Annotated in this window: 26 protein-coding genes; 12 read left to right on the forward strand and 14 right to left on the reverse strand. The window is 67.4% G+C overall.

Going from position 1 to position 24,263, the window contains the following annotated elements; genetic code table 11:
- Window positions 1-277 precede the first annotated feature (277 nt).
- The gene (locus AB4089_RS04200; RefSeq protein ID WP_441408044.1) at window positions 278-1,630 is read left to right on the forward strand and encodes an aspartate kinase; all 1,353 of its coding nucleotides are present in this window, start codon (window positions 278-280) and stop codon (window positions 1,628-1,630) included.
- A 140-nt stretch (window positions 1,631-1,770) separates the two neighbouring features.
- Here AB4089_RS04200 and AB4089_RS04205 read toward each other — a convergent pair whose 3' ends face one another.
- Entirely contained in the window at window positions 1,771-1,965 is a 195-nt protein-coding gene (locus AB4089_RS04205; RefSeq protein ID WP_441408045.1) for a hypothetical protein, read from the reverse strand.
- Window positions 1,966-2,108: 143 nt separating this feature from the next.
- Window positions 2,109-2,333, reverse strand: a complete 225-nt coding sequence (locus AB4089_RS04210; protein ID WP_441408046.1) for a hypothetical protein — start codon at window positions 2,331-2,333, stop codon at window positions 2,109-2,111.
- Window positions 2,334-2,412: 79 nt separating this feature from the next.
- Between AB4089_RS04210 and AB4089_RS04215 the strand changes: the two genes are divergently transcribed.
- From AB4089_RS04215 to AB4089_RS04230, 4 genes are read left to right on the forward strand one after another with little or no spacing between them, the layout of a single operon-like run.
- Window positions 2,413-2,913: a MarR family winged helix-turn-helix transcriptional regulator gene (locus AB4089_RS04215; protein ID WP_441408047.1), complete on the forward strand. Its 501-nt coding sequence runs from the start codon at window positions 2,413-2,415 to the stop codon at window positions 2,911-2,913.
- Window positions 2,914-2,940: 27 nt separating this feature from the next.
- Complete coding sequence (locus AB4089_RS04220) at window positions 2,941-3,531, forward strand: SSI family serine proteinase inhibitor (protein ID WP_441408048.1); 591 nt, start codon at window positions 2,941-2,943, stop codon at window positions 3,529-3,531.
- Window positions 3,532-3,535: 4 nt separating this feature from the next.
- Complete coding sequence (locus AB4089_RS04225; RefSeq protein ID WP_441408049.1) at window positions 3,536-4,507, forward strand: 3-methyladenine DNA glycosylase; 972 nt, start codon at window positions 3,536-3,538, stop codon at window positions 4,505-4,507.
- The gene (locus tag AB4089_RS04230; RefSeq protein WP_441408050.1) at window positions 4,504-4,896 is read left to right on the forward strand and encodes a serine protease inhibitor; all 393 of its coding nucleotides are present in this window, start codon (window positions 4,504-4,506) and stop codon (window positions 4,894-4,896) included. The genes AB4089_RS04225 and AB4089_RS04230 overlap by 4 nt, the downstream gene beginning before the upstream one ends.
- A 185-nt stretch (window positions 4,897-5,081) precedes the next feature.
- On the opposite strand, the gene AB4089_RS04235 is transcribed toward AB4089_RS04230, so the two are convergent.
- Both AB4089_RS04235 and AB4089_RS04240 read right to left on the reverse strand, forming a co-directional pair.
- Window positions 5,082-8,309, reverse strand: a complete 3,228-nt coding sequence (locus AB4089_RS04235; protein WP_441408051.1) for a S8 family serine peptidase — start codon at window positions 8,307-8,309, stop codon at window positions 5,082-5,084.
- A 271-nt stretch (window positions 8,310-8,580) separates the two neighbouring features.
- Window positions 8,581-8,766, reverse strand: coding sequence for a hypothetical protein (locus tag AB4089_RS04240; RefSeq protein WP_441408052.1), 186 nt, complete (start codon window positions 8,764-8,766; stop codon window positions 8,581-8,583).
- 351 nt (window positions 8,767-9,117) lie between these two features.
- On the opposite strand from AB4089_RS04240, the gene purS reads away from it, so the two are divergent.
- Genes purS through purL form a run of 3 tightly spaced genes read left to right on the forward strand, consistent with a single transcriptional unit; the run spans window position 9,118 to window position 12,459 of the window.
- Complete coding sequence (gene purS / locus AB4089_RS04245; RefSeq protein ID WP_011690410.1) at window positions 9,118-9,369, forward strand: phosphoribosylformylglycinamidine synthase subunit PurS; 252 nt, start codon at window positions 9,118-9,120, stop codon at window positions 9,367-9,369.
- A 1-nt stretch (window position 9,370) separates the two neighbouring features.
- Window positions 9,371-10,129, forward strand: a complete 759-nt coding sequence (gene purQ / locus AB4089_RS04250; RefSeq protein ID WP_441408053.1) for a phosphoribosylformylglycinamidine synthase subunit PurQ — start codon at window positions 9,371-9,373, stop codon at window positions 10,127-10,129.
- A complete protein-coding gene (gene purL / locus AB4089_RS04255) occupies window positions 10,126-12,459 on the forward strand; it encodes a phosphoribosylformylglycinamidine synthase subunit PurL (protein WP_441408054.1) in 2,334 nt (777 codons plus the stop codon). Before purQ ends, purL begins: the two co-directional genes overlap by 4 nt.
- Before the next feature lie 69 nt (window positions 12,460-12,528).
- Here purL and AB4089_RS04260 read toward each other — a convergent pair whose 3' ends face one another.
- From AB4089_RS04260 to AB4089_RS04290, 7 genes are all read right to left on the reverse strand, one after another.
- Complete coding sequence (locus AB4089_RS04260; RefSeq protein ID WP_441408055.1) at window positions 12,529-13,149, reverse strand: hypothetical protein; 621 nt, start codon at window positions 13,147-13,149, stop codon at window positions 12,529-12,531.
- A 160-nt stretch (window positions 13,150-13,309) separates the two neighbouring features.
- Complete coding sequence (locus AB4089_RS04265; protein ID WP_441408056.1) at window positions 13,310-13,603, reverse strand: DUF503 domain-containing protein; 294 nt, start codon at window positions 13,601-13,603, stop codon at window positions 13,310-13,312.
- Window positions 13,604-13,740: 137 nt separating this feature from the next.
- Window positions 13,741-14,058: a putative quinol monooxygenase gene (locus AB4089_RS04270; RefSeq protein WP_441408057.1), complete on the reverse strand. Its 318-nt coding sequence runs from the start codon at window positions 14,056-14,058 to the stop codon at window positions 13,741-13,743.
- A gap of 30 nt (window positions 14,059-14,088) precedes the next feature.
- On the reverse strand, window positions 14,089-14,796 hold the full coding sequence (locus AB4089_RS04275) for a hypothetical protein (RefSeq protein WP_441408058.1): 708 nt from the start codon (window positions 14,794-14,796) through the stop codon (window positions 14,089-14,091).
- A gap of 14 nt (window positions 14,797-14,810) precedes the next feature.
- Window positions 14,811-15,368 carry a DUF1990 family protein gene (locus tag AB4089_RS04280; protein WP_441408059.1) on the reverse strand — a complete coding sequence of 186 codons (558 nt, stop codon included), beginning with the start codon at window positions 15,366-15,368 and terminating at the stop codon, window positions 14,811-14,813.
- Window positions 15,365-15,775 (reverse strand): MmcQ/YjbR family DNA-binding protein, encoded by a 411-nt coding sequence (locus tag AB4089_RS04285; RefSeq protein ID WP_441408060.1) that lies wholly within the window; start codon window positions 15,773-15,775, stop codon window positions 15,365-15,367. Before AB4089_RS04285 ends, AB4089_RS04280 begins: the two co-directional genes overlap by 4 nt.
- A 157-nt stretch (window positions 15,776-15,932) precedes the next feature.
- On the reverse strand, window positions 15,933-16,358 hold the full coding sequence (locus AB4089_RS04290) for a CoA-binding protein (RefSeq protein ID WP_441408061.1): 426 nt from the start codon (window positions 16,356-16,358) through the stop codon (window positions 15,933-15,935).
- Between the two features lie 313 nt (window positions 16,359-16,671).
- On the opposite strand from AB4089_RS04290, the gene acs reads away from it, so the two are divergent.
- Genes acs through AB4089_RS04310 form a run of 4 tightly spaced genes read left to right on the forward strand, consistent with a single transcriptional unit; the run spans window position 16,672 to window position 21,969 of the window.
- The gene (acs, locus tag AB4089_RS04295) at window positions 16,672-18,885 is read left to right on the forward strand and encodes an acetate--CoA ligase (protein ID WP_441408062.1); all 2,214 of its coding nucleotides are present in this window, start codon (window positions 16,672-16,674) and stop codon (window positions 18,883-18,885) included.
- Window positions 18,882-20,099 (forward strand): dimethylsulfone monooxygenase SfnG, encoded by a 1,218-nt coding sequence (gene sfnG, locus AB4089_RS04300; protein ID WP_441408063.1) that lies wholly within the window; start codon window positions 18,882-18,884, stop codon window positions 20,097-20,099. Before acs ends, sfnG begins: the two co-directional genes overlap by 4 nt.
- A complete protein-coding gene (locus AB4089_RS04305) occupies window positions 20,099-21,475 on the forward strand; it encodes an O-acetylhomoserine aminocarboxypropyltransferase/cysteine synthase family protein (protein ID WP_441408064.1) in 1,377 nt (458 codons plus the stop codon). The genes sfnG and AB4089_RS04305 overlap by 1 nt, the downstream gene beginning before the upstream one ends.
- Entirely contained in the window at window positions 21,472-21,969 is a 498-nt protein-coding gene (locus AB4089_RS04310; RefSeq protein WP_441408065.1) for a CoA-binding protein, read from the forward strand. Before AB4089_RS04305 ends, AB4089_RS04310 begins: the two co-directional genes overlap by 4 nt.
- A 67-nt stretch (window positions 21,970-22,036) precedes the next feature.
- On the opposite strand, the gene AB4089_RS04315 is transcribed toward AB4089_RS04310, so the two are convergent.
- The 3 genes from AB4089_RS04315 to AB4089_RS04325 all read right to left on the reverse strand — a co-directional run bounded on the left by AB4089_RS04315 (window position 22,037) and on the right by AB4089_RS04325 (window position 24,114).
- Window positions 22,037-22,906, reverse strand: a complete 870-nt coding sequence (locus AB4089_RS04315) for a hypothetical protein (RefSeq protein ID WP_441408066.1) — start codon at window positions 22,904-22,906, stop codon at window positions 22,037-22,039.
- On the reverse strand, window positions 22,903-23,451 hold the full coding sequence (locus AB4089_RS04320) for an RNA polymerase sigma factor (protein WP_441408067.1): 549 nt from the start codon (window positions 23,449-23,451) through the stop codon (window positions 22,903-22,905). The genes AB4089_RS04315 and AB4089_RS04320 overlap by 4 nt, the downstream gene beginning before the upstream one ends.
- A 129-nt stretch (window positions 23,452-23,580) precedes the next feature.
- Entirely contained in the window at window positions 23,581-24,114 is a 534-nt protein-coding gene (locus tag AB4089_RS04325) for a hypothetical protein (protein WP_441408068.1), read from the reverse strand.
- Between the last annotated feature and the right edge of the window lie 149 nt (window positions 24,115-24,263).

Consider the following 24,263-nt stretch of genomic DNA (forward strand, 5'->3'; position numbering starts at 1 on the left):
TGGACATGTCCTGGGTCCGGGCCGAGGAATGGGCACAATGCCCTGCTGCCCACCTCTGGCCGCCAAGAATGAGCAGGTCCCGCGGAACGGGAGGGCATGTCCACTCCCGGCCTTCAGCACGGGGCATGTCCGGGGTGAAGCCCGGCAAGGCATGTCTAGCATTCGGTCACAATTCAACGGGGCAGGGGACGCGGCGATAAACTGGGAGAAGAAGTTACGCCGTCGCGCCATTTGGTTGCCTGGCCCAGAACCCCGATGATCCAGTGAGGGTGCGCGAATGAGTTTGCCCACAACCGAAGTCCAGCCCGGATCGCAGACGCTGCCCGTCTCGGCCGCCACCACCAAGCACCTTGTCGTGAAGAAATTCGGCGGTTCGTCGGTGGCGGACGCGGAGGGCATCAAGCGCGTCGCCCGCCGGGTGGTGGATGCCCAGAACGCCGGCGACGAGGTCGTTGTGGTGGTTTCCGCCATGGGCGACACCACGGACGAGCTCCTTGACCTCGCCGGGCAGGTGACCGATTCCGCGCCCGCCCGCGAAATGGACATGCTCCTTTCCGCCGGCGAACGCATCTCCATGGCGCTGCTGGCCATGGCCATCAACAAGTTCGGCGCCTCGGCCCAGTCCTTCACCGGGTCCCAGGCCGGCATGATCACCGACGGCATCCACGGCAAGGCCCGGATCATCGCCGTCGACCCGCACCGCATCCGCACCGCTCTGGATAAGGGGCACATCGCGATTGTGGCCGGATTCCAGGGCATGAGCCACACCACGAACGAGATCACCACGCTCGGGCGCGGTGGTTCGGACACGACGGCGGTGGCCCTCGCCGCGGCGCTCGAGGCCGATGTGTGCGAGATTTTCACCGACGTCGACGGCGTCTACACGGCCGACCCCCGCGTCGTCGCGTCCGCGAAGAAGATCGACCGCATCTCCAGCGAGGAAATGCTGGAACTGGCGGCGTCCGGCGCGAAGATCCTGCACCTGCGCTGCGTCGAATATGCCCGCCGCTTCGGTGTACCGTTGCACGTCCGTTCCTCATTCAGCCAGAATGAAGGCACCTGGGTCCTGCCCGGCGCCGATGACAAGATTACGACTCAAGAGGGAGTTGCCTTGGAGCAGCCAATCATCTCCGGCGTTGCACACGACCGTTCCGAAGCCAAGGTCACGGTTGTCGGCGTACCGGACATCCCCGGCAAGGCTGCAGCGATTTTCCAGGTCATCGCGGATGCCCACTCGAACATTGACATGATCGTCCAGAACGTCTCCACCCACGGCACGGGCCGGACGGACATCTCCTTCACGCTCCCGATCGTCGAGGGCGCCGAGGCCTTGGCGGCCCTGCACGCCGCCCAGGAGCGGATCGGCTTCGAGAGCATCGAATACAACGAGAAGATCGGCAAGCTGTCGCTGATCGGCGCCGGCATGCGTTCCCACCCGGGGGTGTCCGCACGCTTCTTCGCGGCCCTCTCCGAGGCCGGCATCAACATCAACATGATCTCCACCTCGGAGATCCGGATCTCCGTGGTCACCCACGCGGACCTGCTCGACGACGCCGTCCGCGCCATCCACAGGGCGTTCGACCTCGACAGCGAGGACGAGGCCACGGTCTACGGCGGCACCGGCCGCTAAACAGCCGCCAAGCGGCCGGCTCGACAAACCGGCCGGCGCAAACAAACCGGTTGCGCACCCGGGCGGGCCCCGGGCCGCACAAGAGACGCATAGAGATGGAGAAGGGAGCGGCGCCTGCCGCTCCCTTCTCCATCTCTTTCTCAGACCTCTTCTTTCCAGAGGTCCGTCTTCCGGACTGCGTAGTGGTGTCCGTGCGAGTCCGTCTCGACCTCGAAACCTGCCAGGTCATCTTCGGAGGCGTGCTCGAAGTCGTCATGCCGGTGGACAACAGGCGCCGCGGTGTCGCCCCGGTTTGCCGGTCCGAACAGAAGCCTCAGCTTGTCGGTCGCGTTCATGAATCGCCTGACCGCTTGTGTCACTGGTCCCACCCCCTTTCCTCGTCCCGGGTGATTCAGGAAGCTGCACAGCGGTGTGTCAGTGCCCTCATTTTACGCCCGGACGTGGGAAATGGCCCGGGTGGGTGCCGTGGAAAAAGGGCCTACCGCAGGGACTTGTCGTCCGGGTTGCGGGGCACCACATAGGTGCTGCCGTCGGGCCGGTGCAAGGTCTCCCACTGTTCGGTCTCGGCCTGCCGCATCGCCAGCAGCCGCCGGTTCGTCTCGGTCATCTCGTGACCGAGCGAACTGCGGTTGGCCGGGCCGAAAACCGCCCGGAACTTTCCGGTGGCCCGCATGAACCTCTCGACGGCGTTTTCCTTGGCCATGGCTATCCTTTCCTGGGAACAAGACAATGCTCCCAGTGTACGCTAATCATTAGTGCACTAATCATCTGAAGGAGCCGGTGTGACCGAAGGAACCCCAACAACCCAAGCAGCGCAGGACTCACAGGCGGAGCGGGACGACCTCCTTTTGGAGCAGCAGCTCTGCTTCGCCCTGACCGTGGCCTCCCGCAGCGTCGTAGGCGCCTACAAACCCGTCCTGGACAAGCTCGGCCTGACCCACCCGCAGTACCTCGTCATGTTGTGCCTCTGGGAAGCGAGCCCACGGTCGGTCCGCGACATCAGCGACGCCCTGGCCCAGGAGCCTGCAACCATCTCGCCCCTGCTGCGCCGCCTCGAAACTGCAGGATTCATCACCCGCCAGCGGATGGAGGGCAACGAGCGCACCCTCGATGTCCGGCTGACACCCCGCGGTGCCGCCCTTCGAGAGCAGGCCACCGCCGTCCCGGGCATCATGATGGCCCGGCTGGGCCTGACGCGGGAACAGGTCGGGGAGCTGCACGCGACCATGATGGACCTGATCGCCGCCACACGCCCGGGCCCGGACGAAGTGCACCGGCGGTAGACTGGGCAAAACAGAGGAGGACTGCTGATGCTTACGCAATCGGGCCGCCCGGCACTTGTTCTGGCGGCTGTCCTGATGGCCGTCGCCGGCTTGACCGCCTGCACACCGAACGGCGGGCCCAGCCCCTCCCCCTCTCCCAGCACGACGACGGGCACCCCTTCCGCGTCGCCCTCCCCCTCGCCAACGGCGCCGTCCGGCTCCCCTTCGCCGGAAACAGAAACGACGGCCCCGGCACCGTCACCCTCCGCAGTCCCTCTGCCGTCCGGCCCCGGGCAAGGCAACGCCGAGCTCGCCATCATGATCAAGCCGTCCGAAACCGCCGCCGCGACCAACTTCACGCTCGTCTGCCAGAACGGGGTTCCTGCGGCCGAAAGCCAGCACCCCAACGCCGCCGCGGCGTGCATCGCCATCAAGAACAACCCGGCCATCCTCAGCCCCGTTCCGGCCGGCAAGGACCGGACCTGCACCCAGCAATACGGTGGCCCGCAGGTGGCGACTGTCACCGGCGTCGTGGACGGTCACCCGGTTCAGGCGACCTTCAGCTTGAAGGACGGCTGCGAAATCGCCGCCTGGAACGCCGCCAAGGACGTCCTGGGCTCAACCGGCGGGAAGAGCTAGGCCCTTGCATCTCCAGCAGGAAGAATGGCTGCCGCGCCAGGCCGCCCACCAGCAGCGCGTCCGCCGCTACGCGGGTCCCTACCTCGAGCGGCGCTCCGCCGGGCGGAAGCACCCGGTGGAGGATTTCCTCTTCACCTACTACACCCAGAAGCCCGGACAGCTGCTGCGCTGGCACCCGGGCGCCGGCGTCGTGCTCTCCGGCCCCGAGGCCGCGGAGCGGACCGGCTGGAAGCACTACCGGGCGGCCGACGACGCCGAACGCGCCGCAGCCGGGCTGCCGGCGGACTCGCCGGCGGTGACTGTCGACGTCGGCGCCTTTCTGAGGGACCGCCGGGAGGCACTGCAGTTCGCCGGGATCATCCTCGCCGGGACCGCCGCGCGTCCGGCGCAGTTCGGCTGCTTCGGGCTGCACGAGTGGGCCATGGTCTACCGGCAGGACAAGTTCGACCTCCGGCACGAGTACCTGCAGCTGCGGCTGGGGTCCGGGCGCACCGACGAGGTGGTGGAGGAAAACCGGATCCGGTGTTCGCATTTTGACGCCTTCCGTTTCTACACGCCGGACGCCGTTCCGCTCAACGCCCTGGTGCCCAGCAGGGAGAACCAGAGAACCCTGGAGCAGCCCGGCTGCCTGCACGCCAACATGGACCTGTACAAGTGGGCCTACAAGCTTTCCCCGCTGCTGCCCAGCGGACTTGTCATGGACTGCTTCGAACTCTCGTGGCGGATCCGGGCCATGGACATGCAGGCCTCCCCCTACGACCTTGCCGACTGGGGATATCCGGCCATCCGGATTGAAACACCGGACGGCAAAGCCGAGTACGTTGAATACCAGCGGGCGTTCGCGGCCGAGTCGCAGCAGCTCCGGGAGCGGCTGCTGCAGGAGCTGACACCCCTGCTCAAAGCCGCCGCCATGACCGGCCCCGCGACCGGGGACCGGCATCCGGCGCCGGACAACACTGCGAAGGGACCGTCATGACCGACACCGCCAGCTCGCAAGACGCCGCGCAGGACCGCAACAACGTGGACCTGACCGTCTGCCTCACCGAGGCTCCCGGCGGCCCGGAATACATGTTCCGACTGGAAGCCGACGACGGCGGCCCCTCCGCCGCCTCCACCCTGCCGGACCCGGCGGCGGCCCTGGATGCCGTCCGGCGCCACGGCGAGGCCATCTTCTTCCCCCAACCGGGCCCGCCGCGGCTTTGCACTCAGCAGTACGGCGGCCCGCAGACCGCCGTCGTGACCGGCTGGTACCTTGGCCGCCAGGTCAACAGCCGCTTCAGCCGGACCGACGGCTGCGAAATCGCCCGCTGGCGCGCCCTGGCGCCGCTGCTCGGCGGCACTGCGGGGAGCACGGGCGCCATCTGACTTTTTTTGCGCCGGCTCTGGTGCGCCGTTGCCGGTGCCGGCCGCCCGGCCTCGAAGCCCGGCCTCGACGCCCGCGCCGGCAGCCGCCCCGCGGCCAACTGCCCGCAACTTAAACGGGAACGGCCGGCGGTGGGAACCGCCGGCCGTTGCCGTTTTTGGTGCCTGTGTCGGTCTGAGAAGCTGACCTAGATGGAGTTGTCCGGGGTGAAGGACTGAGCGCTGTTCTGGATCTTGCCCGTCTCGCTCTTCACCTTCTTGCCCTTGTCCCTTTTGTCCTTGTGGCCGTTGTCGCCACCGGCGTTGTCACCCGGACCGTCGTTGCAGTCCTGGTCCTCCGAGGTCGGCGGTACCACGACGGCCCCGGCCGGGGTCACTAGGACCGAGACGAACGTCGGCTCGCTGGCACCGGCGAAGGTGACCCGGCCGATGTAGGAACCGGTGGGCAGGCCCTGCCAGTTCAGCGCGACGGTCCCTGCCGTGCCGTTGGTCAACCGCAGCGGGTTCGGATTCAGCGAGGCCTTGCCCACCACCACGCCCAGCACGGCAGAGTCCACCGAGGCCTTGGTGGCCTGGTTGTTCGGGCTGGCGAACAGGTTTGCGTAGATCGTGTATTCGCCCGGCGTGGGGTTGGGGATGGATACCGATTCGCTGGCTGACGACGTTGCGACCGTCAGCGGGCCGTCCGGGGTCATGACGTACATGTCGAAGTCAGCGTTGGGGTCCGCGGAAATGACCGAGAACTTTGCCAGCGGCGATCCTGCCGGGACCTGGACCGTCTTGATGACGTTCGAGGCGTCCGTGCCGCCAGTGAACGGTCCGGGGACGAGCTCGACGGCGGTGGAGTCGGCCTTCGACAGGCCGTCGAGGGTCATCTGGACGGGCGAGTTGGTCCCGGAGATCACCTTGATGGCGCCGGATCCGGTGCCGCCCTCGGAGGTGAAGGCAACATCGGGCAGGGCCACGACCGACTGCGGACGGACCGCGATCGGCGACGCCACGTTCTTGTTGGCGCCCTGCCAGGTCAGCGAACCGGTCGCGAACTTGCCCAGGGGTGCGCCCTGGTTCTCGAAGGAGACCTTGAACGTGCGCTTTTCGCCTGCGGCGTTGAAGCTCAGCACGGACGGGGTCACGTTGACCTTGATGCCGGGAACGCTGAACTTAGCCCGGTAGACCCCAGGAGTCAGGGCAGTCACCGTGCGGGTGACCTCAATCTTTCCGGTCAGGTTGCCCAGGGCGAAGGACGGGAGGTTCATGTCCCGCGGCTTGGTGGTGCCGATCCCCGGGATTCCGAGGTCGATACCGGTGCCCTGGATGAACGCCAGGTAGTCATCCGTGGTGGCGTCGTAGACCAGGCCCGGATCCAGCACGCGCGCCGGGTCCACCTGGCCCGCACCGGTGGCGAAGACATCGGTGTTCTTCGACCCGTCGGCGTTCTTGACGTCGCTCGTGGTGGTCATCATCGCGGACTTGACCGCGGCCGGGGACCACTTGGGGTTCTTGCCCAGGATCAGTGCGCCGAAGCCGGCTACATGCGGAGATGCCATGGAGGTGCCGGAGAGGAATCCGAAGTTGTCCCCTCCGGTGCCGATCGGCGAAACGCCGGCCAGCACGGCCACGCCGGGGGCGGCGACGTCGGGCTTGAGGAGGTCCGAGCCGGCGGCCAGCAGCGGGCCGCGGGAGGAGAACCCGGCGATCTGCGGCTGCGCCTCGAGGGGCAGGCCCGTGGTGTCCTTGTTCACCAGCGACACGGTGATGGCCGGGTTGGCGGTGACCTTGGCCTTGATGGCCTCGGTGGCGGGCGGGTTCACGTGGACGGTGGGCACCGAGTGCTTGTCCGTGTCCAGGGAGGATGCGGTGAGGTTGACCAGGATCATGCCTACGCCGCCGCCGCGCTTGACCTCGGCGCTCTTTTCGACGCGGTCAACGACGCCGCGGTCACAGACCACTACCTTGCCGGCGATCTTGGCCGGGTCCAGCGTGCCTTTGCCGCACAGGGTCGGGTTGGCGCTCCCGGCGGCTCCCACGTTGGCTGCCAGCACGACGCCGGCGTTGGTGACCTGGCTGTTCATGATGCTGGCGCCGCGGTACTTGCTGCCGTCGGAGAACTCGGCCGTGCCCTGCAGCTCCTGCGAGAAGCTGGTGGCGGCGACCGTGGTCAGCCACGGGGCGCCGTGGTTCACGGTGCCGGCCGTCGGACCGGAGTTGCCGGCGGAAACAGCCACGAAGACGCCGGCCGAGGCTGCCGACAGGAACGCCATGGATACGGGGTCGGTGGTGGTGTCCGTGGCGCCGGAGATGGAGTAGTTCAGGACGTCCACGCCGTCCTGGACGGCCTGGTTAATGGCGTCGACGGATGCTGAGGAGTAGCAGCCGCCGGTGTTGGGATCGTTGTCTTCCCAACAGACCTTGTAGATGGCCAGCTTTGCGGCCGGCGCCATGCCGCTGGTCTTGCCGAAACTGCGGCCGTCAACCACGGGTTCGACGTTGGCGTTGCCGGCAGCCGTGCTGGCGGTGTGGGTTCCGTGGCTGGCGGCGTCGACCGGTGACAGCCGCTCACCCGGGGCCCAGTTTTCCGGCGGGACCGTGGCGGCGAAGTCCTCGCCGAAATAGCGGGCGCTCAGGACCTTCGAGTTGCAGGCGGTGCCGTCGAAGTCGGTGCCGGCCTGGCACTCGCCCTTGAACAGCTCGCCGTCGGCTTTAAGCATCTCGATCTTGCCGTCCGCCGTGCGGTAGGGAACGCCGACCACGGGATCACCGCTGAGCGGCTTGACCTCCTGGCCGGCGAAGAAGGCGCTGGACGGGGTGTAGCCGGTATCGATGACACCCACCACGACGCCCTTGCCTGCCGCATCCTGGCCGCCGAACTTCGTGTTCCAGGTGCCGTTGGGCCCGCTGAGCTTCAGGAAGTCGGTGCTGGAGTAGTCCGGTGCGTTCTCGGTGTCCGGCGCGACCACCAGGACAGAGGGGTCCTTGGCCAGCTTGATGGCCTGGTCCGCGGTCAGCTTCGCGCTGAAGCCGTTGAGGGCCGCGGTGAACTGGCGCTGGATCTTGACGCCTTGCTGGCCGGCGACCTGGGCCTGCTTCTGCTCCAGGTGCGTCTTGTACTGCTTGACCTCGGCCCTGTTGGCATCGAGCTTCTTGCCGGTCGCGGGCTTCGTCGCCGGCATACCGGCGGTCCCGCCGTCGTAGGTTGCGGACGGCTTTTCCGCTAGGACCACAATGTAGCGGCCGTCCTTGTAAGTGTTTGGATCAACATTCTTCTGCGCCACACCGGCCGCGGCCGGTCCTTGTGCGGGGGCCGCGTTGGCGGGGGCGATCGCGATGCTGGACAGAAGAACCGGCAAGCCCAGGGTCAGTGCCGCGGCCCTCCTGAGTCCCCCGCTTCGAAGGAAGCTCTTTCCTGGTGATGTCACGAGTGATGAACCTTTCGTAAAGGAACGGCCCGGCTGCGACACCGGGCCCTACGGACTGGCGGGACGCCGGGCGATCGCCCGGCCTGCCCCGACGGATACCAGCCGATTCATACAGTACAGACTGAGAGCTGGATATGACATACACCACAAGAAGGTATTTAAAATTTGTCACGCGCCACGACACGATGCGATGGCTGGCCTGCTGAACTGCGTCAAACGCAACTTCCGGCCGCCACGGGTGTGCACCAACTGCGTCGCTTCGGGGCCTGGCCTATTGGCGCGGCGTGCGGACCACGTCGCTGATCCAGGCCCGGGTCTTCTCGTCCACGGGACCGGCCACGTTGGTCGCCCTCGCTGCACGGTCGGCCCTGATCTTCTGCAGGACCATCCGGGCCAGGCCGGCGAACACTGCAACGGCCACAACAGACAGCACCACGGATTTCGGTTTCTCAGCCATGCGCACATCCTACTGACCTGCGGCAGCACCGACCATAGGCCGCTGCCGTGGCCGCGGCCGTCCCCCGATGGCGTTTGTCGCCTGTGTTTGCCGTTGGCGTTTGCCGACGTCGCGGACGGCTTTTCCCGACGTCAAAGACCTGCCGGCGGGGCTCCGTTCACACTCCCGGAGCCGAATGCGGCCGGACGCACCGCGCCCGGTAGAATGGGCATGCAAGCTCGCGGAGCGCCCTTTCACGTTGTGTTCACAAAGCAGTGTATTCACCAACAGTCTTCAACACACAGCGGATCGGCGTGAGACGGCACCACTCCGCTGCGCCCTTACCCAATGCTCACGCACAGGAGTTGCCGGATGCCCCGGATCGTTGTCGACGTCATGCCCAAGCCCGAGATTCTGGACCCGCAGGGGAAGGCCATCGTCGGTGCGCTGCCCCGGCTGGGCTTCACCGCTTTCAGCTCTGTCCGACAGGGCAAGCGCTTCGAACTCACGGTTGACGGCGAGGTGACCGAGGAGATCCTGGCCCAGGCCCGCAACGCCGCGGAGACCCTGCTGTCCAACCCGGTCATCGAGGACGTCGTCAACGTCGAGGTCGTTGAGGCCTGAGATGACTGAACTCCCCCTGATCGGCGAAGCCATCGCCGTCGCGGCCAACCCCCGGCTGGCCGGTGCGAAGATCGGCGTGGTCACCTTCCCCGGGACGCTGGATGACCGCGACGCCGCCCGCGCGGTCCGCCTCGCCGGCGCCACCCCCGTAGAACTCTGGCACGCCGACTCCACCTTGGGTGACGTTGACGCCGTCGTGATCCCCGGCGGTTTCTCCTACGGTGACTACCTCCGGGCCGGCGCCATCGCCCGCTTCGCGCCGCTGATGTCCAAGATCATCGACGCCGCCAATTCTGACGCCAGGCTTCCCGTCCTCGGCATCTGCAACGGCTTCCAGATCCTCACCGAGTCGCACCTGCTGCCCGGCTCGATGATCAAGAACGATCACCTGAAATTCATGTGCCGCGACCAGGTCCTGCGCGTGGAAAACAACACGACGGACTGGACCGGGGACTATGCCGCCGGCCAGGAAATCACCGTGCCGCTGAAGAACCAGGACGGCCAGTACATCGCCGACGAGAAGACCCTGGACGCGCTCGAGGCAGAAGGCCGCGTCGTGTTCCGCTACGTCGGCTTCAACCCGAACGGCTCCCGCCGGGACATCGCCGGCATCTCCAACGCCGCAGGCAACGTGGTGGGCCTCATGCCGCACCCCGAGCACGCCGTGGAGGCCGGCTTCGGCCCCGAACTCGGCGCCGGCACCGAGGGCCTCGGTTTCTTCACCTCTGTCCTGAACAAAATCGTGGGAGGCAACAAATGACGGAGACACCCGCAGTGGCGGCGCCCGCGGAGACCGCCCGTAAGTTCAACATCGACACGGTCGAGAACGCGGCCAAGACGCCGGACACCGAACTCCCCTGGGCCGAACTGGGCCTGAAGCAGAACGAGTTCGACGAAGTCGTGAAGGTCCTGGGCCGCCGCCCCACCGGCGCCGAGCTCGCCATGTACTCGGTGATGTGGAGCGAACACTGCTCCTACAAGTCCTCCAAAAACCACCTGCGCCAATTCGGCGACAAGGTGACCGAGGAAATGAAGAAGGACATGCTCGTGGGCATCGGCGAAAACGCCGGTGTCACCAACCTGGGCGACGGCTGGGCCGTGACGTTCAAGATCGAGTCCCACAACTCGCCCTCGTTCGTGGAGCCCTACCAGGGCGCCGCAACCGGCATCGGCGGCATTGTCCGCGACATCATCTCCATGGGCGCCCGCCCGGTGGCCGTGATGGACCCGCTGCGCTTCGGCGCCATCGACCACCCGGACACCGCCCGCGTCATGCACGGCGCGGTCGCCGGCATCGGCGGCTACGGCAACTCCCTGGGCCTGCCCAACATCGGCGGCGAGATGGTCTTCGACTCCGTCTACCAGGGCAACCCGCTGGTCAACGCGCTGGCCGTCGGCGTAATGCGCCACGAGGACATCCGCCTCGCCAACGCCTCCGGCAAGGGCAACAAAGTCGTGCTGTTCGGTGCCCGCACCGGCGGCGACGGCATCGGCGGCGCCTCCGTGCTGGCCTCGGAGTCCTTCGATGACACCAAGCCGTCCAAGCGCCCCGCCGTCCAGGTGGGCGACCCCTTCGCCGAGAAGGTCCTGATCGAGTGCTGCCTGGAGCTGTTCAAGGGTTCCCTCGTTGAGGGCATCCAGGACCTGGGCGCCGCGGGCATCTCCTGCGCCACGTCCGAGCTCGCCTCCAATGGCGACGGCGGCATGGAAGTCGAACTGACCTCCGTCCTGCTCCGGGACCCCACCCTGACCCCGGGCGAAATCCTGATGTCCGAGTCGCAGGAACGCATGATGGCCGTGGTCACCCCGGAGAACATCGCCGCGTTCGAGGCCGTCATGGACAAGTGGGCCGTGGAGTACTCCTGGCTCGGCGAGGTCACCGACACCGGCCGCCTGATCATCACGTGGGAAGGCGACGTGATCGTCGACGTCGACCCGCGCACCGTGGCCCACGACGGTCCGGTCTACGACCGCCCGTACGCCCGCCCCGAATGGCAGGACGCCGTCCAGGCCGACTCCTTCACCGGCTCCGTGCAGGACACCGGCCGCCCCTCCGCCCCCGCGGACCTGGCCGCAGCCATCACCGAGCTCGTCGCGTCGCCGAACATGTGCGACAAGTCCTGGATCACCAAGCAGTACGACCGGTACGTCGGCGGCAACACCGCCATGGCGTTCCCGGACGACGCCGGTGTGGTCCGGGTTGACGAGGAAACCGGCCTGGGCGTGGCCCTGGCCACGGACGCCAACGGCCGCTACACCTACCTCGACCCGTACCACGGCGCGCAGCTCGCGCTGGCCGAGGCCTACCGCAACGTCGCCACCTCCGGCGCCGTGCCGATGGCCGTCAGCGACTGCTTGAACTTCGGCTCCCCCGAGGATCCGGACGTCATGTGGCAGCTGGCCGAAGCCATCCGGGGCCTGTCCGACGCCTGCATGGTGCTGGGCATCCCGGTCACCGGCGGCAACGTGTCGCTGTACAACCAGACCGGGACCACCCCCATCCACCCCTCCCCCGTGGTGGCTGTGCTGGGCAAGTTCGACGACGTCGCCCGCCGCACACCGTCGGGCTGGAAGGAAGACGGCCAGGCCATCTACCTTCTCGGCACGACGGCGGCAGAGCTGGATGGTTCGGAATGGTCCAACATGCGCGGACACCTCGGCGGCCTGCCGCCCAAGGTTGACCTCGATGCCGAGCGCGAACTGGGGCAGATCCTGATCAACGCCTCCCGCGACGGCATGGTGGACTCCGCGCACGACCTCTCCGAAGGCGGCCTCGCCGCAGCCCTCGTGGAGTCGTCCCTGCGCTACGGCGCGGGTGCCCGGATCGCGTTGCAGGACGTCCTGGACCGCGACGGCGTGGACCTGTTCACGGCGCTGTTCTCCGAGACCCAAGGCCGCGCCGTCGTCGCGGTGCCCCGTTCGGAGGAAATCCGCTTCACTGACATGTGCACCGCCCGCGGCTTCGCGCACATCCGGATCGGCGTGGTGGACGCTGAGGGCGGCACGCTGGAGATCAACGGCGTCGAGACCATGAACCTCGATGCCCTCCGCGAAGCCCACGAGGCGACCCTGCCGAAGTACTTCGGCTAGCATTTCCATCGATTGCTCCGCAACTGCCCTTTTGAACCCTCAAAACGGCAGTTGCGGAGCAATCGTTCGTTAACGGCCGGGCCGCCAGCCCGCCTGAACGAGCGCAGCGCGGATCTTGGCCACCGCGGCCCTGGCGTCATCGTGCATATGCCGCTTGGAAATACGGACCTCGGTCCAGCCCAGCGGCACATCCCTGCCCTCGAACTCAGGCAGAGGCACCCGGACGCAGCTGTCGCCGGCCACCACTAGTTCGTCCACGGTCAGTATTTCGGCCAGGTCCAGCCAGGTTCGCTCCGGGGTGGTGTTGGGAATCCCGTCCAGCAACGTGACCTCGTCGTCGTAGAGCTTCATCCGGTGAACCTTGACATGTGGTCGGTTGAGATGGGCCGCGCCCTCGGCCCTGATCACGTGGTACATCGGCAGAGCCTCCTTCTGTTGCCGCACCGGAAACGAACCAAGCTCCGCCGCGGTGAGGTGCGACGCGGCGCATCGCTCATTGACCTCAATGAAAGGCCGCACCCGCACGCTCAAAGGGAGCCCCGGCGTCGGGCTTTGCACACGGATTCCCCTGCCGAGAGTCTTCACGGAACGGTGCCGCAGCCGCTTCAGCGACACTCCTGCATGTGCGGCCTCCACAACAGTGAAGGGGCGGCCCTCGAATTCCTGCGGGAGCGGGCGTGCGGTCTTCATGGCTTCATGAGAGCAGATCGGCGCGCCGCCCGCAGAAGTTATCCACAACACCCATCGGTTGCTCCGTAGCTGCCCTTTTTAGCCCTCAAAACGGCAGCTACGGAGCAATCGACGGGGGGGTGAACGGGTAAGAGAGCACCCGATGAGGGGATGGGGGTGGTTAGTCGTCGCTGCGGAGCTCCCGCTGCCGGGCGCTGAGGAGTTCGAGCTCAGGCAGGGCAGCGACGAAGCGTTCGACGGCGGTGAGCACCTCCACGAGATGCGCCCGGTCCGCCGCCACGAGGCCGGCGCCCAGCTGCGTGCGCCGGTACTGCTCGTGGTCCCCGACCTCGGCCACGGAGACGTCGAAGCGGCGCTTGAGCTCCGCCAGCAGCGGCCGCACCACGGAGCGCTTCTCCTTGAGGCTGTGAACGTCGCCCAGAAGGATGTCGAACTCGATCCACCCGATCCACATGCCCTTAGCCTATCGATTGCTCCGCAGAGGCCCTTTTGAGGCTTAATAAGGGCGCCTGGGCCCACGCCGGCAGGGTTCCCTGGCCGAGCTTGCGAGGCGAGGGGGCCGGTGGGGAGCAATCGACGGGGTGAGCGGGGTTAGATGGTGAGTTCGCCCATGCGGTCCCAGCCCTCGCCGTCGAGCTGGCGGCTGATGATCTGCGGCGTCTCGGCCAGCGCCTGCGGCATGTCCTCCATGGCTTTCTTGAAGTGTGCGCTGTTGACGTGGTCACCGGCTGCGTCGTCCTTGAAGGCCTCCACGAGCACGAACTCGTTGGGGTCCTCCACGCTGCGCGACCAGTCGAACCACAGGTTGCCGGGCTCCTGGCGCGTGGCCCGGGTGAAGTCCTCCACCAGGCCCAGCCACTGATCGGACCAGTCCGGTTTTACCTTGAACTTGACGACAATGAAGATCACGGGGCGTTGCCTTTCGTTGGGTGCGGTCGGTCAGTCGATTGTTTCACCGGGCGCGGCAACCGCCGGCACAGCAGCCGGCGCGGCGGCCGGTCCGGCAGGCGCGGATGCGGCCCCGGCACTGGCCGAGAGCGAGTGCTCGCACTCGGCGATCGCCTCACGGGCCCACTCCTGCTGCCGGGGCGTGCCGACGCGCTCCGCCCACTGCTCGGCGAGCTGGAACTCGACCAGCGCCTCGGTGAAACGCCCGGCCTCATGCAGCGTCCAGCCGAGGTTGTTGTGCAGCGAGACCATCCAGCGCTTGGTCCGCGGATCATGGACCGTGGAGGCGTACTCCAGGGCGCTCCGCGTCCACGAGGCCGCGTGGGCGGAGTCGGCGATCGCCAGCATGTGCAGCGCATCAACGGCAAGGAATTCCTCGCTGAGGTGGTCGGCCAGTTCCGCGGCCTGTTCAAAGAGGGGCACGGCCATCGCCGGATGGCCGCTGGAATTCAGCAGGCGGCCGCGTTCCAGCAGGACCCGGACGGCCACGGTGGGCTCGTCGGCATCGATTGAATCCAGCAGGGCATCGGCTTCCTCGTAGCGGCCCTGCAGCCCGATGGCCCGCCCCAGCTGGGTGGCGAGCTCGGCCCGTTCGTCGGCGTCGTAGTTTTCATCTGCCGCTGCCGCCCGGAACCGGGTTTCGGATCCGGCCGGGTCCTCGAAGTTCCACAGTTGGTCAAGGGTTTTCTGTTCCAGCATGTACGTTCTCCTGATCAGCTTTCACCTGCGGCGAGTTGACGTGCCCCTTCAATGTATCGGGAAGTGACGTGCCGCTGCGCCGCCCGGGCCAGGAGGCCGCCGGCGGTGTAGAACCAGTTGGAGTGCCGGCTGAAGGCCGTGATGCTCAGGAAGACCCGCCCCGCGGCGTCGATCGCCACTTCAAACGCCTCTTCGCCGCGCTCCGGATGGCCCGGCAGTGTGCCGTATCCGAAGCCGGCGCTTTGCGGCCCGGCGCCGGGCACCGGCTGGTGCATCCACACCACCTCGCAGGGTGCGTTGATCCGGAAGGGCCCGACGCCGAATCCGCTCACCACGCGCGCGCCGGGCACGACGGCGTCGGAGTCGGTGCGGACGCGCAGCCCGGAGCGCTTCTGCAGCTCCCAGGCAAGGATTCCCTGCGCCACCCGCCGATATATGTCCGGCCCGTCGCCGAGGTACGCCCGGGACACCAGGCACGGGAATCCTTCCGGTGCCTGGCCGTGCTCGGTGGAGCCAATGCCCGGATAGTTCAGTGTTCCCCGCGCGATGCGGCCGGCGGGGTTGCCGCTCATGCCTGGCCGCCCCGGGCGAGCCCTGCCCAGCCCAGCTGCTCCCGCTGCTTTTGGCTGAGTGAGGCCACCACGAGGTCGTAGGAGTCCTCCACCATGTCCTTGATCATGTCATCGGGCAGGGAGCCGTCCAGCCGGACCCCGTTCCAGTGCCTTTTGTTCATGTGCCAGGCGCCGGTGATTTCCGGATGGATGGCCCGCAGCTGTTCGGCCAGGGCCGGTTCGCATTTCAGGCTCACGGACCAGTTCTCCGGGTCCATGGCGGACGCCGCGAACATCTTGGCGTCCTGCCGCGCGCCGCCTGCGACGGCGGCCCGCACCTTGAAGACGGAGGTCTCCGGGCCGAAGGGAAAGTCCTCAAAGGCGCCGGGGAAGCTCAGGCAGATCCCGCGGAGGGTGGCAACGTCCATGGCACGAGCCTATCCGGCTACGGCCTGAGCTCGCCCTGGCGTGCCCGGCAGTCCGGGCGTCGCCGATGCTGTGCAGCCCTCCGGGGTGGTGCCGTTGACTTCGTAGTCGCCCACGGTGCAGGCCCGCAAAATCTGCTAATCCGTGATCCTTGGGCCGCTAGATGCCCACCCGCCACCCTTCGCGGGCGGGGCACTCGTTCACCACGACGTCCAGCCCGGCGGCCCTGGCGCGGTCCGTTGCGGCGTCGTCGAAGACGCCCAGCTGCAGCCAGACGGCCTTGGCGCCGATGGCGATGGCCTCGTCGATGACGGCCCCCACCTTATGGGAGTTGACGAAGCAGTCCACGACGTCGATCGGGTGCTTTCCCGCCGGGATGTCCGCCAGGGAGCGGTATCCCTTCTCCCCGTGGACGTCATCGCCGGGGAGGTTGACCGGAATGATTTCCATGCCCATTTTGTCCCGGATGTACAGGGAGACTTCGTACGCGGAGCGCCATTCATTGGTGGTGAGGCCGACCACCGCCCATGTGCCTTTGGTTCGCATGAGGCGGTCAATGACTGCCGGATCGTTAACGTGGGCCATGCATCAACCTTACTCTTGCAACCATTCCGGACAATGATCGAATAAATGACTGATTCCGCGGCCCATGCCGATGCGGTGAACGAATATTACAGCGCTGGCGGAGCGGATTTTGTGAAATCCTGCATTTTCCGTTCTAGTAGGTAGGGACCATCCCGAGCGGCCAAGAGACCTGGATCGATGAAGCCGCAGCAACCCCGGGTGACGTGGGACGACCATTCCCACGCCACTGTTCCTCACCATTCGATCGACCCGCTCTTTCGATGGAGCTGGAGGAACCCAGGGTGCTACTGCCAGGACCGATGGAGTGCCAAAAATGACCCCTGAGAATTCTTCCGCCTTGCCCACGATTGTCCGGACTCCGTCCGAGGCAACCCCACAAACCTCTTCGGACGCGACGGCGATCGAAGCAGGGCTGCGTGACGCGCCCGGATCCTCTCGCGGCTCGTCGGGATGGTCCCTGACCGAGCCCACGGACGGCGCAGTGCACGGCGTCCCCACAGACGGACCGGCGCGTCACCGCAGCACCACCCCCCGCCACAGCGGCACAGCCACCGCAGGAACCGTCCAGGCAGAGACGGTTGCGTTCTGGGAAGAACAGGCCCTCCGCCTGGACTGGGCGGACGCACCCGGCGGCCCGACCGCCGGCAGCCCCGCATACAACGGCAAACCCTGGCACACCGCGCACCGGCGCGTCCCGGCCGACGTCGAGGCCGGCATCGGCCCGCAGATCACCTGGTTCGAGGGCGGCAGGCTCAATGTCGCCTACAACTGCGTCGACCGCCATGTAGCGGCGGGGCGCGGGGACAAGGTGGCCCTGCACTTCGAGGGCGAGCCCGGCGACCGCCGCGCCGTTACTTACGCCGAACTCCAGCGCGAGGTGTCCAAAGCCGCCAACGCCCTCCTGGACCTGGGCATCACCAAGGGCGACCGCGTGGTCATCTACCTCCCGGTCATCCCCGAAACCGTGATCATCACGCTCGCCGTGGCCCGCATCGGCGCCGTCCACTCCCTGGTTTTCGGCGGCTTCTCCGCCGAGGCCCTGAAGTTCCGGGTGGAGGACACCGGCGCCAAACTCCTGGTCACCACCGACGGACAGTTCCGCCGCGGCACCGCCGTGCCGGTCAATGACAACGCGGACGCCGCCGTCTCCGGCGAGAACGCGATCGAGCACGTCCTGGTGGTCAACCGGACCACCCCGGCCGAGGACCTCGGCACCGTCCCGATGACCGCGGGACGCGATCTCTGGTGGCACGACGTCGTCGGGACCGCCTCCGACGTCCACGAAGCCGAAGCGTTCGACGCCGAGACGCCGCTGTTCATCATGTACACCTCCGGCACCACCGGCAAGCCCAAGGGCCTGGTCCACACCTCCGGCGGCTACCTCACGCAGGCGTCCTGGAGCTTCGAGCACCTGTTCAGCAACCCCGACCCCGCGCTCCGGGACCAGGACGTGCACTGGTGCACGGCCGATCTCGCCTGGGTCACCGCGCACACCTACGAGCTCTACGGCCCGCTCTCCAACGGCGTCACGCAGGTCATCTTCGAGGGCACGCCCAACACCCCGCACCCGGGCCGGCACTTCGAAATCATCGAACGCTACGGCGTCACGCAGTACTACACGGCGCCCACCCTGGTCCGCTCCCTCATGGGCTGGTTCCCGGACGGCGTCCCGGACACGTACGACTTCTCCTCGATCCGCCTCCTCGGCACGGTGGGCGAGGCCATCAACCCGGAGGCCTGGCGCTGGTTCCGGGCCAACATCGGTTCCGGCACCGCCCCGGTGGTGGACACCTGGTGGCAGTCCGAAACCGGCGCCACCATCCTCTCCCCCGCCCCGACGGACACCGAGTTTAAGCCCGGCTGCGCGGCCCGGCCGCTGCCCGGCGTCGGCACCCGCATCGTGGACGAGGCCGGCAACACGGTTCCGCCGGGCGTCCAGGGCTTCATCGTGGTGGACTCCCCCGGCCCCGCGATGGCCCGCACGGTCTGGGGGAACCCGCGGCGCTACTTCGATTCCTACTGGCGCCAATACGCCGAACAGGGCTGGTTCCTCGCCGGTGACGGCGCCAAGTATGACGACGACGGCGACATCTGGATCCTCGGGAGGGTGGACGACACCCTTAACGTCTCAGGACACCTGCTCTCCACCATCGAGGTCGAATCGGCGCTCGTCTCCCACCCGGATGTGGTGGAGGCCGGGGTCTGCCCGGTCGCGGACGCCAAGACCGGCCACGCGATCGTCGCATTCGTGGTGCTGAAGAATTCGGCGGACACCGCCGATATCCACGGCGCTCTCAAGGCCCACGTCGCGAAGCAGATCGGCCCCATCGCGAAACCGCGCGACGTCGTCGTCGTTCCCGATGTGCCCAAGACGCGCAGCGGCAAGATCATGCGCCGGCTGCTGACCCAGTTGTTCGAAGGAACCACGCTCGGGGACACCACGTCGCTCCAGAACGAACCATCCATCGCGGGCATCCAGGATGTGCTGCGCACCCGAAATACCCCGGAAGTAAAGGACCTTTCATGACTGAAATCAGCAACGTCGCCCGGCTTTCCGAACCTCTCAAGTTCGCCTACTGGGTTCCCAACGTCTCCGGCGGCCTGGTGGTTTCCACCATCGAGCAGCGCACCTCCTGGGACTTCGACTACAACAAGAAGCTGGCCCGGATCGCGGAAAACTCCGGCTTCGAATACGCCCTGACCCAGACCCGCTACGCCGCCTCCTACGGCGCGGACAAGCAGCACGAGGCGACCTCGTTCAGCCTGGCGCTTTTGGCCGCCACCGAGCGCCTCAAGGTGATTTCCGCCGTCCACCCGGGCATGTGGCACCCCGGCGTGCTGGCGAAGTTCATCATCACCGCTGACCACATCTCCAACGGCCGCGCCGCCGTGAACATCGTCTCCGGCTGGCTCAAGGCGGAGTTTGAGAACTTCGGCCTCGAATGGCTTGAGCACGACGAGCGCTATGTCCGCACCGAGGAATTCATCAAGGTCCTCCGCGGGCTCTGGACCGAGCAGGAATACAGCCAGTCCGGCAAGTACTACAACATCACCGACTTCACCCTGAGCCCCGCCCCGGTGGACGTGCCGGGCCGGGCTCACCCGGAGATCTTCTTCGGCGGCAACTCCACCGCGGCGCAGGCCACCGCCGGCCGCGTGGCTGACTGGTACTTCTCCAACGGCAAGGACCTCGAAGGATTCAAGGACAACATCGCCGGGGTCGTGGCGTCCGCAGGACAAAGCGGGCGTGAAACCCGCCGCGGAACCGACGGCGCCCTGCCCGCCGCTTTATCCTCTCCGCGGTTTGGCCTCAACGGCTTCGTGATCGCCCGCGACTCGGAGAAGGAAGCCCGCGACACCCTCCGAGAGATCGTCGAAAAGGCGCACAGGCCCGCCGTCGAGGGTTTCCGCGCCGCCGTGCAGGAGGCCGGGGCCTCCACCAAGGACGGCAAGGGCATGTGGGCCGACTCGAGCTTCGAGGACCTGGTCCAGTACAACGACGGCTTCAAGACCCAGCTGATCGGCACCCCGGAGCAGATCGCCGAGCGGATCGTTGAATACAAGAAGATCGGCGTGAACCTGTTCCTCACCGGCTACCTGCACTTCCAGGAGGAAGTCGCCTCGTTCGGCCAGGACGTCCTGCCGATCGTCCGCGAACTCGAGGCGGACCTTGCCCGCAAGAACGGCACCGAGCTGGACCTGTCCCAGACCCCGACGGCAAACGTTGAGGTGGCTGCCTGATGGCTGACCGCAAGTTCGGTTTCCGCACCCGCGCGCTGCACGCCGGCGGCACCCCCGACGCCGAGCACGGCGCGCGTGCCGTGCCGATCTACCAGACGACGTCGTTCGTGTTCAAGGACACCCAGGATGCCGCGAACCTGTTCGCGCTGCAGAAGTACGGCAACATCTATTCCCGGATCGGCAACCCCACCGTGGCCGCGTTCGAAGAGCGCATCGCGTCCCTGGAGGGTGGCATCGGCGCCGTGGCCACGTCCTCGGGCATGGCCGCGGAGTTCATCACCTTCGCCGCGCTGACCCAGGCCGGAGACCACATCGTCGCCGCCTCCCAGCTCTACGGCGGCACGGTCACCCAGCTCGACGTCACGCTGCGCCGCTTCGGCGTGGACACCACGTTCGTCGCGGGCACCGACCCGGCGGACTACGCCGCCGCAGTCCGGGAAAACACCAAAGCGATCTTCGTCGAGGTGGTGGCCAACCCGTCCTCGGAGGTCCAGGACCTGGCGGGACTCGCCAAAGTCGCGCACGACGCCGGCATCCCCCTCGTCGTCGACGCCACCTTGAGCACGCCGTACCTCGTGCGGCCGATCGAGCACGGGGCGGACATCGTAATCCACTCCGCCACGAAATTCCTCGGCGGCCACGGCACCACGCTGGGCGGCGTGATCGTGGAGAGCGGCCGCTTCGACTGGGGCAACGGCAAGTTCCCCACCATGACCGAGCCGGTTGCCTCCTACGGAAACGTTTCCTGGTGGGGGAACTTCGGCGAATACGGCTTCCTGACCAAGCTGCGTTGCGAGCAGCTGCGTGACATCGGCCCGGCGCTCTCGCCGCAGTCGGCCTTCCAGCTGCTGCAGGGCGTCGAAACGCTCCCCCAGCGGCTGGACGAGCACCTGAAGAACGCGCAGGCCGTCGCCGAATGGCTGGAAGCGGACGAGCGCGTGGCCTACGTGAACTTCTCCGGACTGCCCTCGCACCCGCACTTCGAACGGGCAAGGAAGTACCTGCCGCTGGGCCCCGGCTCGGTGTTCTCCTTCGGCGTGAAGGGCGGCCGTGCCGCGGGCCAGAAGTTCATCGAAGCCCTGCAGCTGGCCTCACACCTGGCCAATGTGGGCGATTCCCGGACCCTGGTGATCCACCCCGGTTCCACCACCCACCAGCAGCTCAGCCCCGAGCAGCTGGAGTCCGCCGGCGTCCCCGAGGACCTGGTCCGCATCTCAGTGGGCCTCGAGGACATCGACGACATCCTCTGGGACCTGGACCAGGCGCTGGACGCGGCCAACCTGGCGGCCTTTGAAACTGACGTGAGGGCCGACGCCGAAGCCCTGTCGGCCGGCCCGGATGAAGCAGCCGCCTGCACGATCGGAGCACGCTCATGAGCACGGAAGAGACCAGGACCTGGGCCGGCCCCTCGGCGCCGGAGCGGCTGAACCTGCTGCGGCAGGCGAAATCGATCGCGATTGTGGGTGCCTCGGACAAGTCGTCGCGCGCGAGCTACTTCGTGGCCACCTACCTGCAGTCCTCCACGCGATACAAACTCTATTTCGTGAATCCCGTGGTGAAGGAAATCCTGGGCCAGCCAACGTATGCGTCCCTGGCGGATCTGCCCGAAACCCCGGACATCGTGGACGTGTTCCGCAAGCACGATGACCTGCCCGGTGTCCTGGACGAGGCCATCGCGGCCGGCGCCAAGACACTATGGCTGCAACTGGGCTCGTGGCATGAGGACGTTGCCAAGGAAGCCGAAGCCGCCGGACTCGACGTCGTGATGGACCGCTGCGTGAAGATTGAGCATGCCCGCTTCCACGGCGGCCTGCACCTGGCCGGCTTCGACACCGGCGTCATCTCCTCCAAGCGGCAGGTCCTGGCCTGACAGCAGTCGGCCTTACAGCCACAGCGGCCAACAACCCGCCGTTGCGCTATCACTTAGGGTCTGCGGTTTAGGGGGCGTCGGTCGGGAGGACGCCCGGCAGCGTCGGGGTGACGTGGCCGGGAACGCGGGGCAGCTTCTCGCCGCCTCCCCCGTTGCCGCCGCCGTTTCCGCCGCCAAGGCCGGGCGGTGTCGGCAGCCCCGGCGCGCTGGGCTTTTGGCCGGGTGCCGGCAGGATGCCACCGCGGCCGACGGCGGGCGGCGCGGCCGGGGGCGTGTGGCCGGCTGCCGCGGAGCCCGGCTGACTTGGGCTGCTTGGCGTTGATGTCTCCGTGGGTGCGGCGCCGGGCGCCACGTCCCGGTACGTTGGGCCGGGCGCGGGAAGGACCGGGACCGAGGACGGCGATTGCTGGACGGGTTCCGGCGCCGGAGTGGCGTGCCCCGCGGGCTGGAAGATGACGCCGACGGTCTGGCTAACGCTGTGCCGGAAATCCTCGCTGGATGCCGCCACGGCGCCGGCTCCCAGGCTCATCGCACCGATCACGGCGCCGCCCACGATTGCCAGCCGGCGCTTCCGGCCGCGGCGCTCGGCGAGGTTGGTGACGCCTGCCGGGCGCACTTCGCTGGCTTCAGGGTCGGAATCCGTCGCGGACACCACGGTGGGCAGCGCCGTCGTCGCGGAAACCACGGTGGGCAGCGCCGTCGTCGCAGACACCACGGCGGGCAGCGCCGTCGTCGCGGCTGAGTCAGGGGCGGCGGGGGCGGCTGCGCCGGCAGTGAGCAGTGCCGCGAGATCGGCGCGGAGGGCGGGAGCCTCATCCGGGACCACGGCGCGGAGTTCTTCCAGCGCGCTCCGGAGCTCGGCCGCAGATTCGAGGCCGGAGTCGCTCAGCATCGCCTGGATGCTGCCATCCTCCTGGGGATCGCGGGTGCCGGTCATGATGCTGCGTGGTCCTTTTCGGTTACGAGTTCGCGCAGGGCACTGAGCCCGCGGCGTTGAAGCTGCTTGATGGCACCAGGGGTCTTGTCCATGATGCCGGCCACCTGTTCGATGGAGAGGTCCGCGACGATGCGCAGGACCAGCACTTCCCGTTGCTCCTCATTGAGCCTCGCGAGAGTGGCAGAGATGCCGCCCAGGGATCCGAGCGCCTCGTCCTCGGCGGATGCCGAATAACGCGCGTCGTTCAGGGGGTCGTATTCGGCCAGATGCGGCGTGCGCTCTGCGCGCCGCCGGTAGTCGACCAGCCGCGCATGGGCCACCGAGAAAATAAATGTCCGCAGACCCGCGTGGCCGCCGCTGACGCCGGCCAGTTTCGGCAGGACGTCCACGAAAACGTCTTGGGTCAGGGCCTCGGCGTCGTCCACCCCCCGGGCCCGGAAGTAGCCCAGGACGGCGGGGGAAATAGCCACGTAGACGGCACTGAACCCTGATGGGTCACCAGCTAAAGCGGCTGACAAGTCGTCGTCGCTTAGCTGCTGTGCCAAGAGGCTGTCCTTCCGTTACTACTGGGGTGCGGCCCCCGCAAGTCTAGCGGCCGCACCCCCGAGCCCTTCAAAATCAGGGCTCCTTCCTTCCTAGCGGACCCTAGCCGGGTCCAGGCTGAACAGCCGGAATTACTGGTCGTGCTGGGGCAGATCGACGGACGGCTTGGCCGGGACGGCCGGGGTCGCCGGAACGGCCGTGGTTGCCGGCACGCCGTTCGCGCCCGGGACCGCGGGGACGGCCGGTGTGGCCGGAACTGCAGCCTTTACGTTGGCCTTGGCGCGTGCCTCGCCGCCAGCACCCTTGACGCTGGCATCGCCCTTGACGGTGGCGCCGTCCTGGTCTGCGTCGACGGAGCCTTCGCCGGCACCCTTGGTACCGTCGACGTCGGCGTCGCCCTTGGCGGAGCCGTCGCCCTTGGTGACGTCGTCAGTGGACGGCGCAGCCGGAACGGCGGGCACGGCCGGGACAGCGGGCTTGGCCGGGAGCTTGGGAGTGGCGGGCACGGCCGGGGTTGCCGGCGTGGCGGGCGTAGCGTGGTTCACTTCGGACTGCTGGGAGCCGGACATCTGGGCCGCGTTGGCCAGTCCGATGCCGGAGAAGCCTCCGACTGCCAGGATTGCGGCGCCGACAGCGATCTTTGTGGTCTTGCTAACACTCTTCATGACAGAAATACTTCCTTTGTTTTTTGGTTGGAAGGCGGGCTGAAGCCGCATGGGGGCCGTCGACAGCCCGCTCTCGCCATAGAAGGCTGGCCGGCGCCCGATGGGGGCGGGCGCCGGCCGGCGCTTACGATGGAAGGCCATCCGGTGCC

This window comes from Arthrobacter sp. 2MCAF15 (assembly GCF_052115605.1).
In the GTDB taxonomy this organism is placed as follows: Bacteria; Actinomycetota; Actinomycetes; order Actinomycetales; family Micrococcaceae; genus Arthrobacter.

Bases quoted from the DNA above. Each gene is read 5' to 3' on its own strand.
- AB4089_RS04205 (WP_441408045.1), bottom strand. From the start codon at position 1,965: ATGAACGCGACCGACAAGCTGAGGCTTCTGTTCGGACCGGCAAACCGG.
- AB4089_RS04290 (WP_441408061.1), bottom strand. From the start codon at position 16,358: ATGGCCCACGTTAACGATCCGGCAGTCATTGACCGCCTCATGCGAACC.
- purQ (WP_441408053.1), top strand. From the start codon at position 9,371: ATGACTGAACTCCCCCTGATCGGCGAAGCCATCGCCGTCGCGGCCAAC.
- AB4089_RS04285 (WP_441408060.1), bottom strand. From the start codon at position 15,775: ATGGACGTTGCCACCCTCCGCGGGATCTGCCTGAGCTTCCCCGGCGCC.
- purL (WP_441408054.1), top strand. From the start codon at position 10,126: ATGACGGAGACACCCGCAGTGGCGGCGCCCGCGGAGACCGCCCGTAAG.
- AB4089_RS04265 (WP_441408056.1), bottom strand. From the start codon at position 13,603: ATGTGGATCGGGTGGATCGAGTTCGACATCCTTCTGGGCGACGTTCAC.
- AB4089_RS04280 (WP_441408059.1), bottom strand. From the start codon at position 15,368: ATGAGCGGCAACCCCGCCGGCCGCATCGCGCGGGGAACACTGAACTAT.
- purS (WP_011690410.1), top strand. From the start codon at position 9,118: ATGCCCCGGATCGTTGTCGACGTCATGCCCAAGCCCGAGATTCTGGAC.
- AB4089_RS04210 (WP_441408046.1), bottom strand. From the start codon at position 2,333: ATGGCCAAGGAAAACGCCGTCGAGAGGTTCATGCGGGCCACCGGAAAG.
- AB4089_RS04310 (WP_441408065.1), top strand. From the start codon at position 21,472: ATGAGCACGGAAGAGACCAGGACCTGGGCCGGCCCCTCGGCGCCGGAG.
- AB4089_RS04230 (WP_441408050.1), top strand. From the start codon at position 4,504: ATGACCGACACCGCCAGCTCGCAAGACGCCGCGCAGGACCGCAACAAC.
- AB4089_RS04200 (WP_441408044.1), top strand. From the start codon at position 278: ATGAGTTTGCCCACAACCGAAGTCCAGCCCGGATCGCAGACGCTGCCC.
- AB4089_RS04240 (WP_441408052.1), bottom strand. From the start codon at position 8,766: ATGGCTGAGAAACCGAAATCCGTGGTGCTGTCTGTTGTGGCCGTTGCA.
- AB4089_RS04220 (WP_441408048.1), top strand. From the start codon at position 2,941: ATGCTTACGCAATCGGGCCGCCCGGCACTTGTTCTGGCGGCTGTCCTG.
- AB4089_RS04260 (WP_441408055.1), bottom strand. From the start codon at position 13,149: ATGAAGACCGCACGCCCGCTCCCGCAGGAATTCGAGGGCCGCCCCTTC.
- acs (WP_441408062.1), top strand. From the start codon at position 16,672: ATGACCCCTGAGAATTCTTCCGCCTTGCCCACGATTGTCCGGACTCCG.
- AB4089_RS04315 (WP_441408066.1), bottom strand. From the start codon at position 22,906: ATGACCGGCACCCGCGATCCCCAGGAGGATGGCAGCATCCAGGCGATG.
- sfnG (WP_441408063.1), top strand. From the start codon at position 18,882: ATGACTGAAATCAGCAACGTCGCCCGGCTTTCCGAACCTCTCAAGTTC.
- AB4089_RS04275 (WP_441408058.1), bottom strand. From the start codon at position 14,796: ATGCTGGAACAGAAAACCCTTGACCAACTGTGGAACTTCGAGGACCCG.
- AB4089_RS04305 (WP_441408064.1), top strand. From the start codon at position 20,099: ATGGCTGACCGCAAGTTCGGTTTCCGCACCCGCGCGCTGCACGCCGGC.
- AB4089_RS04325 (WP_441408068.1), bottom strand. From the start codon at position 24,114: ATGAAGAGTGTTAGCAAGACCACAAAGATCGCTGTCGGCGCCGCAATC.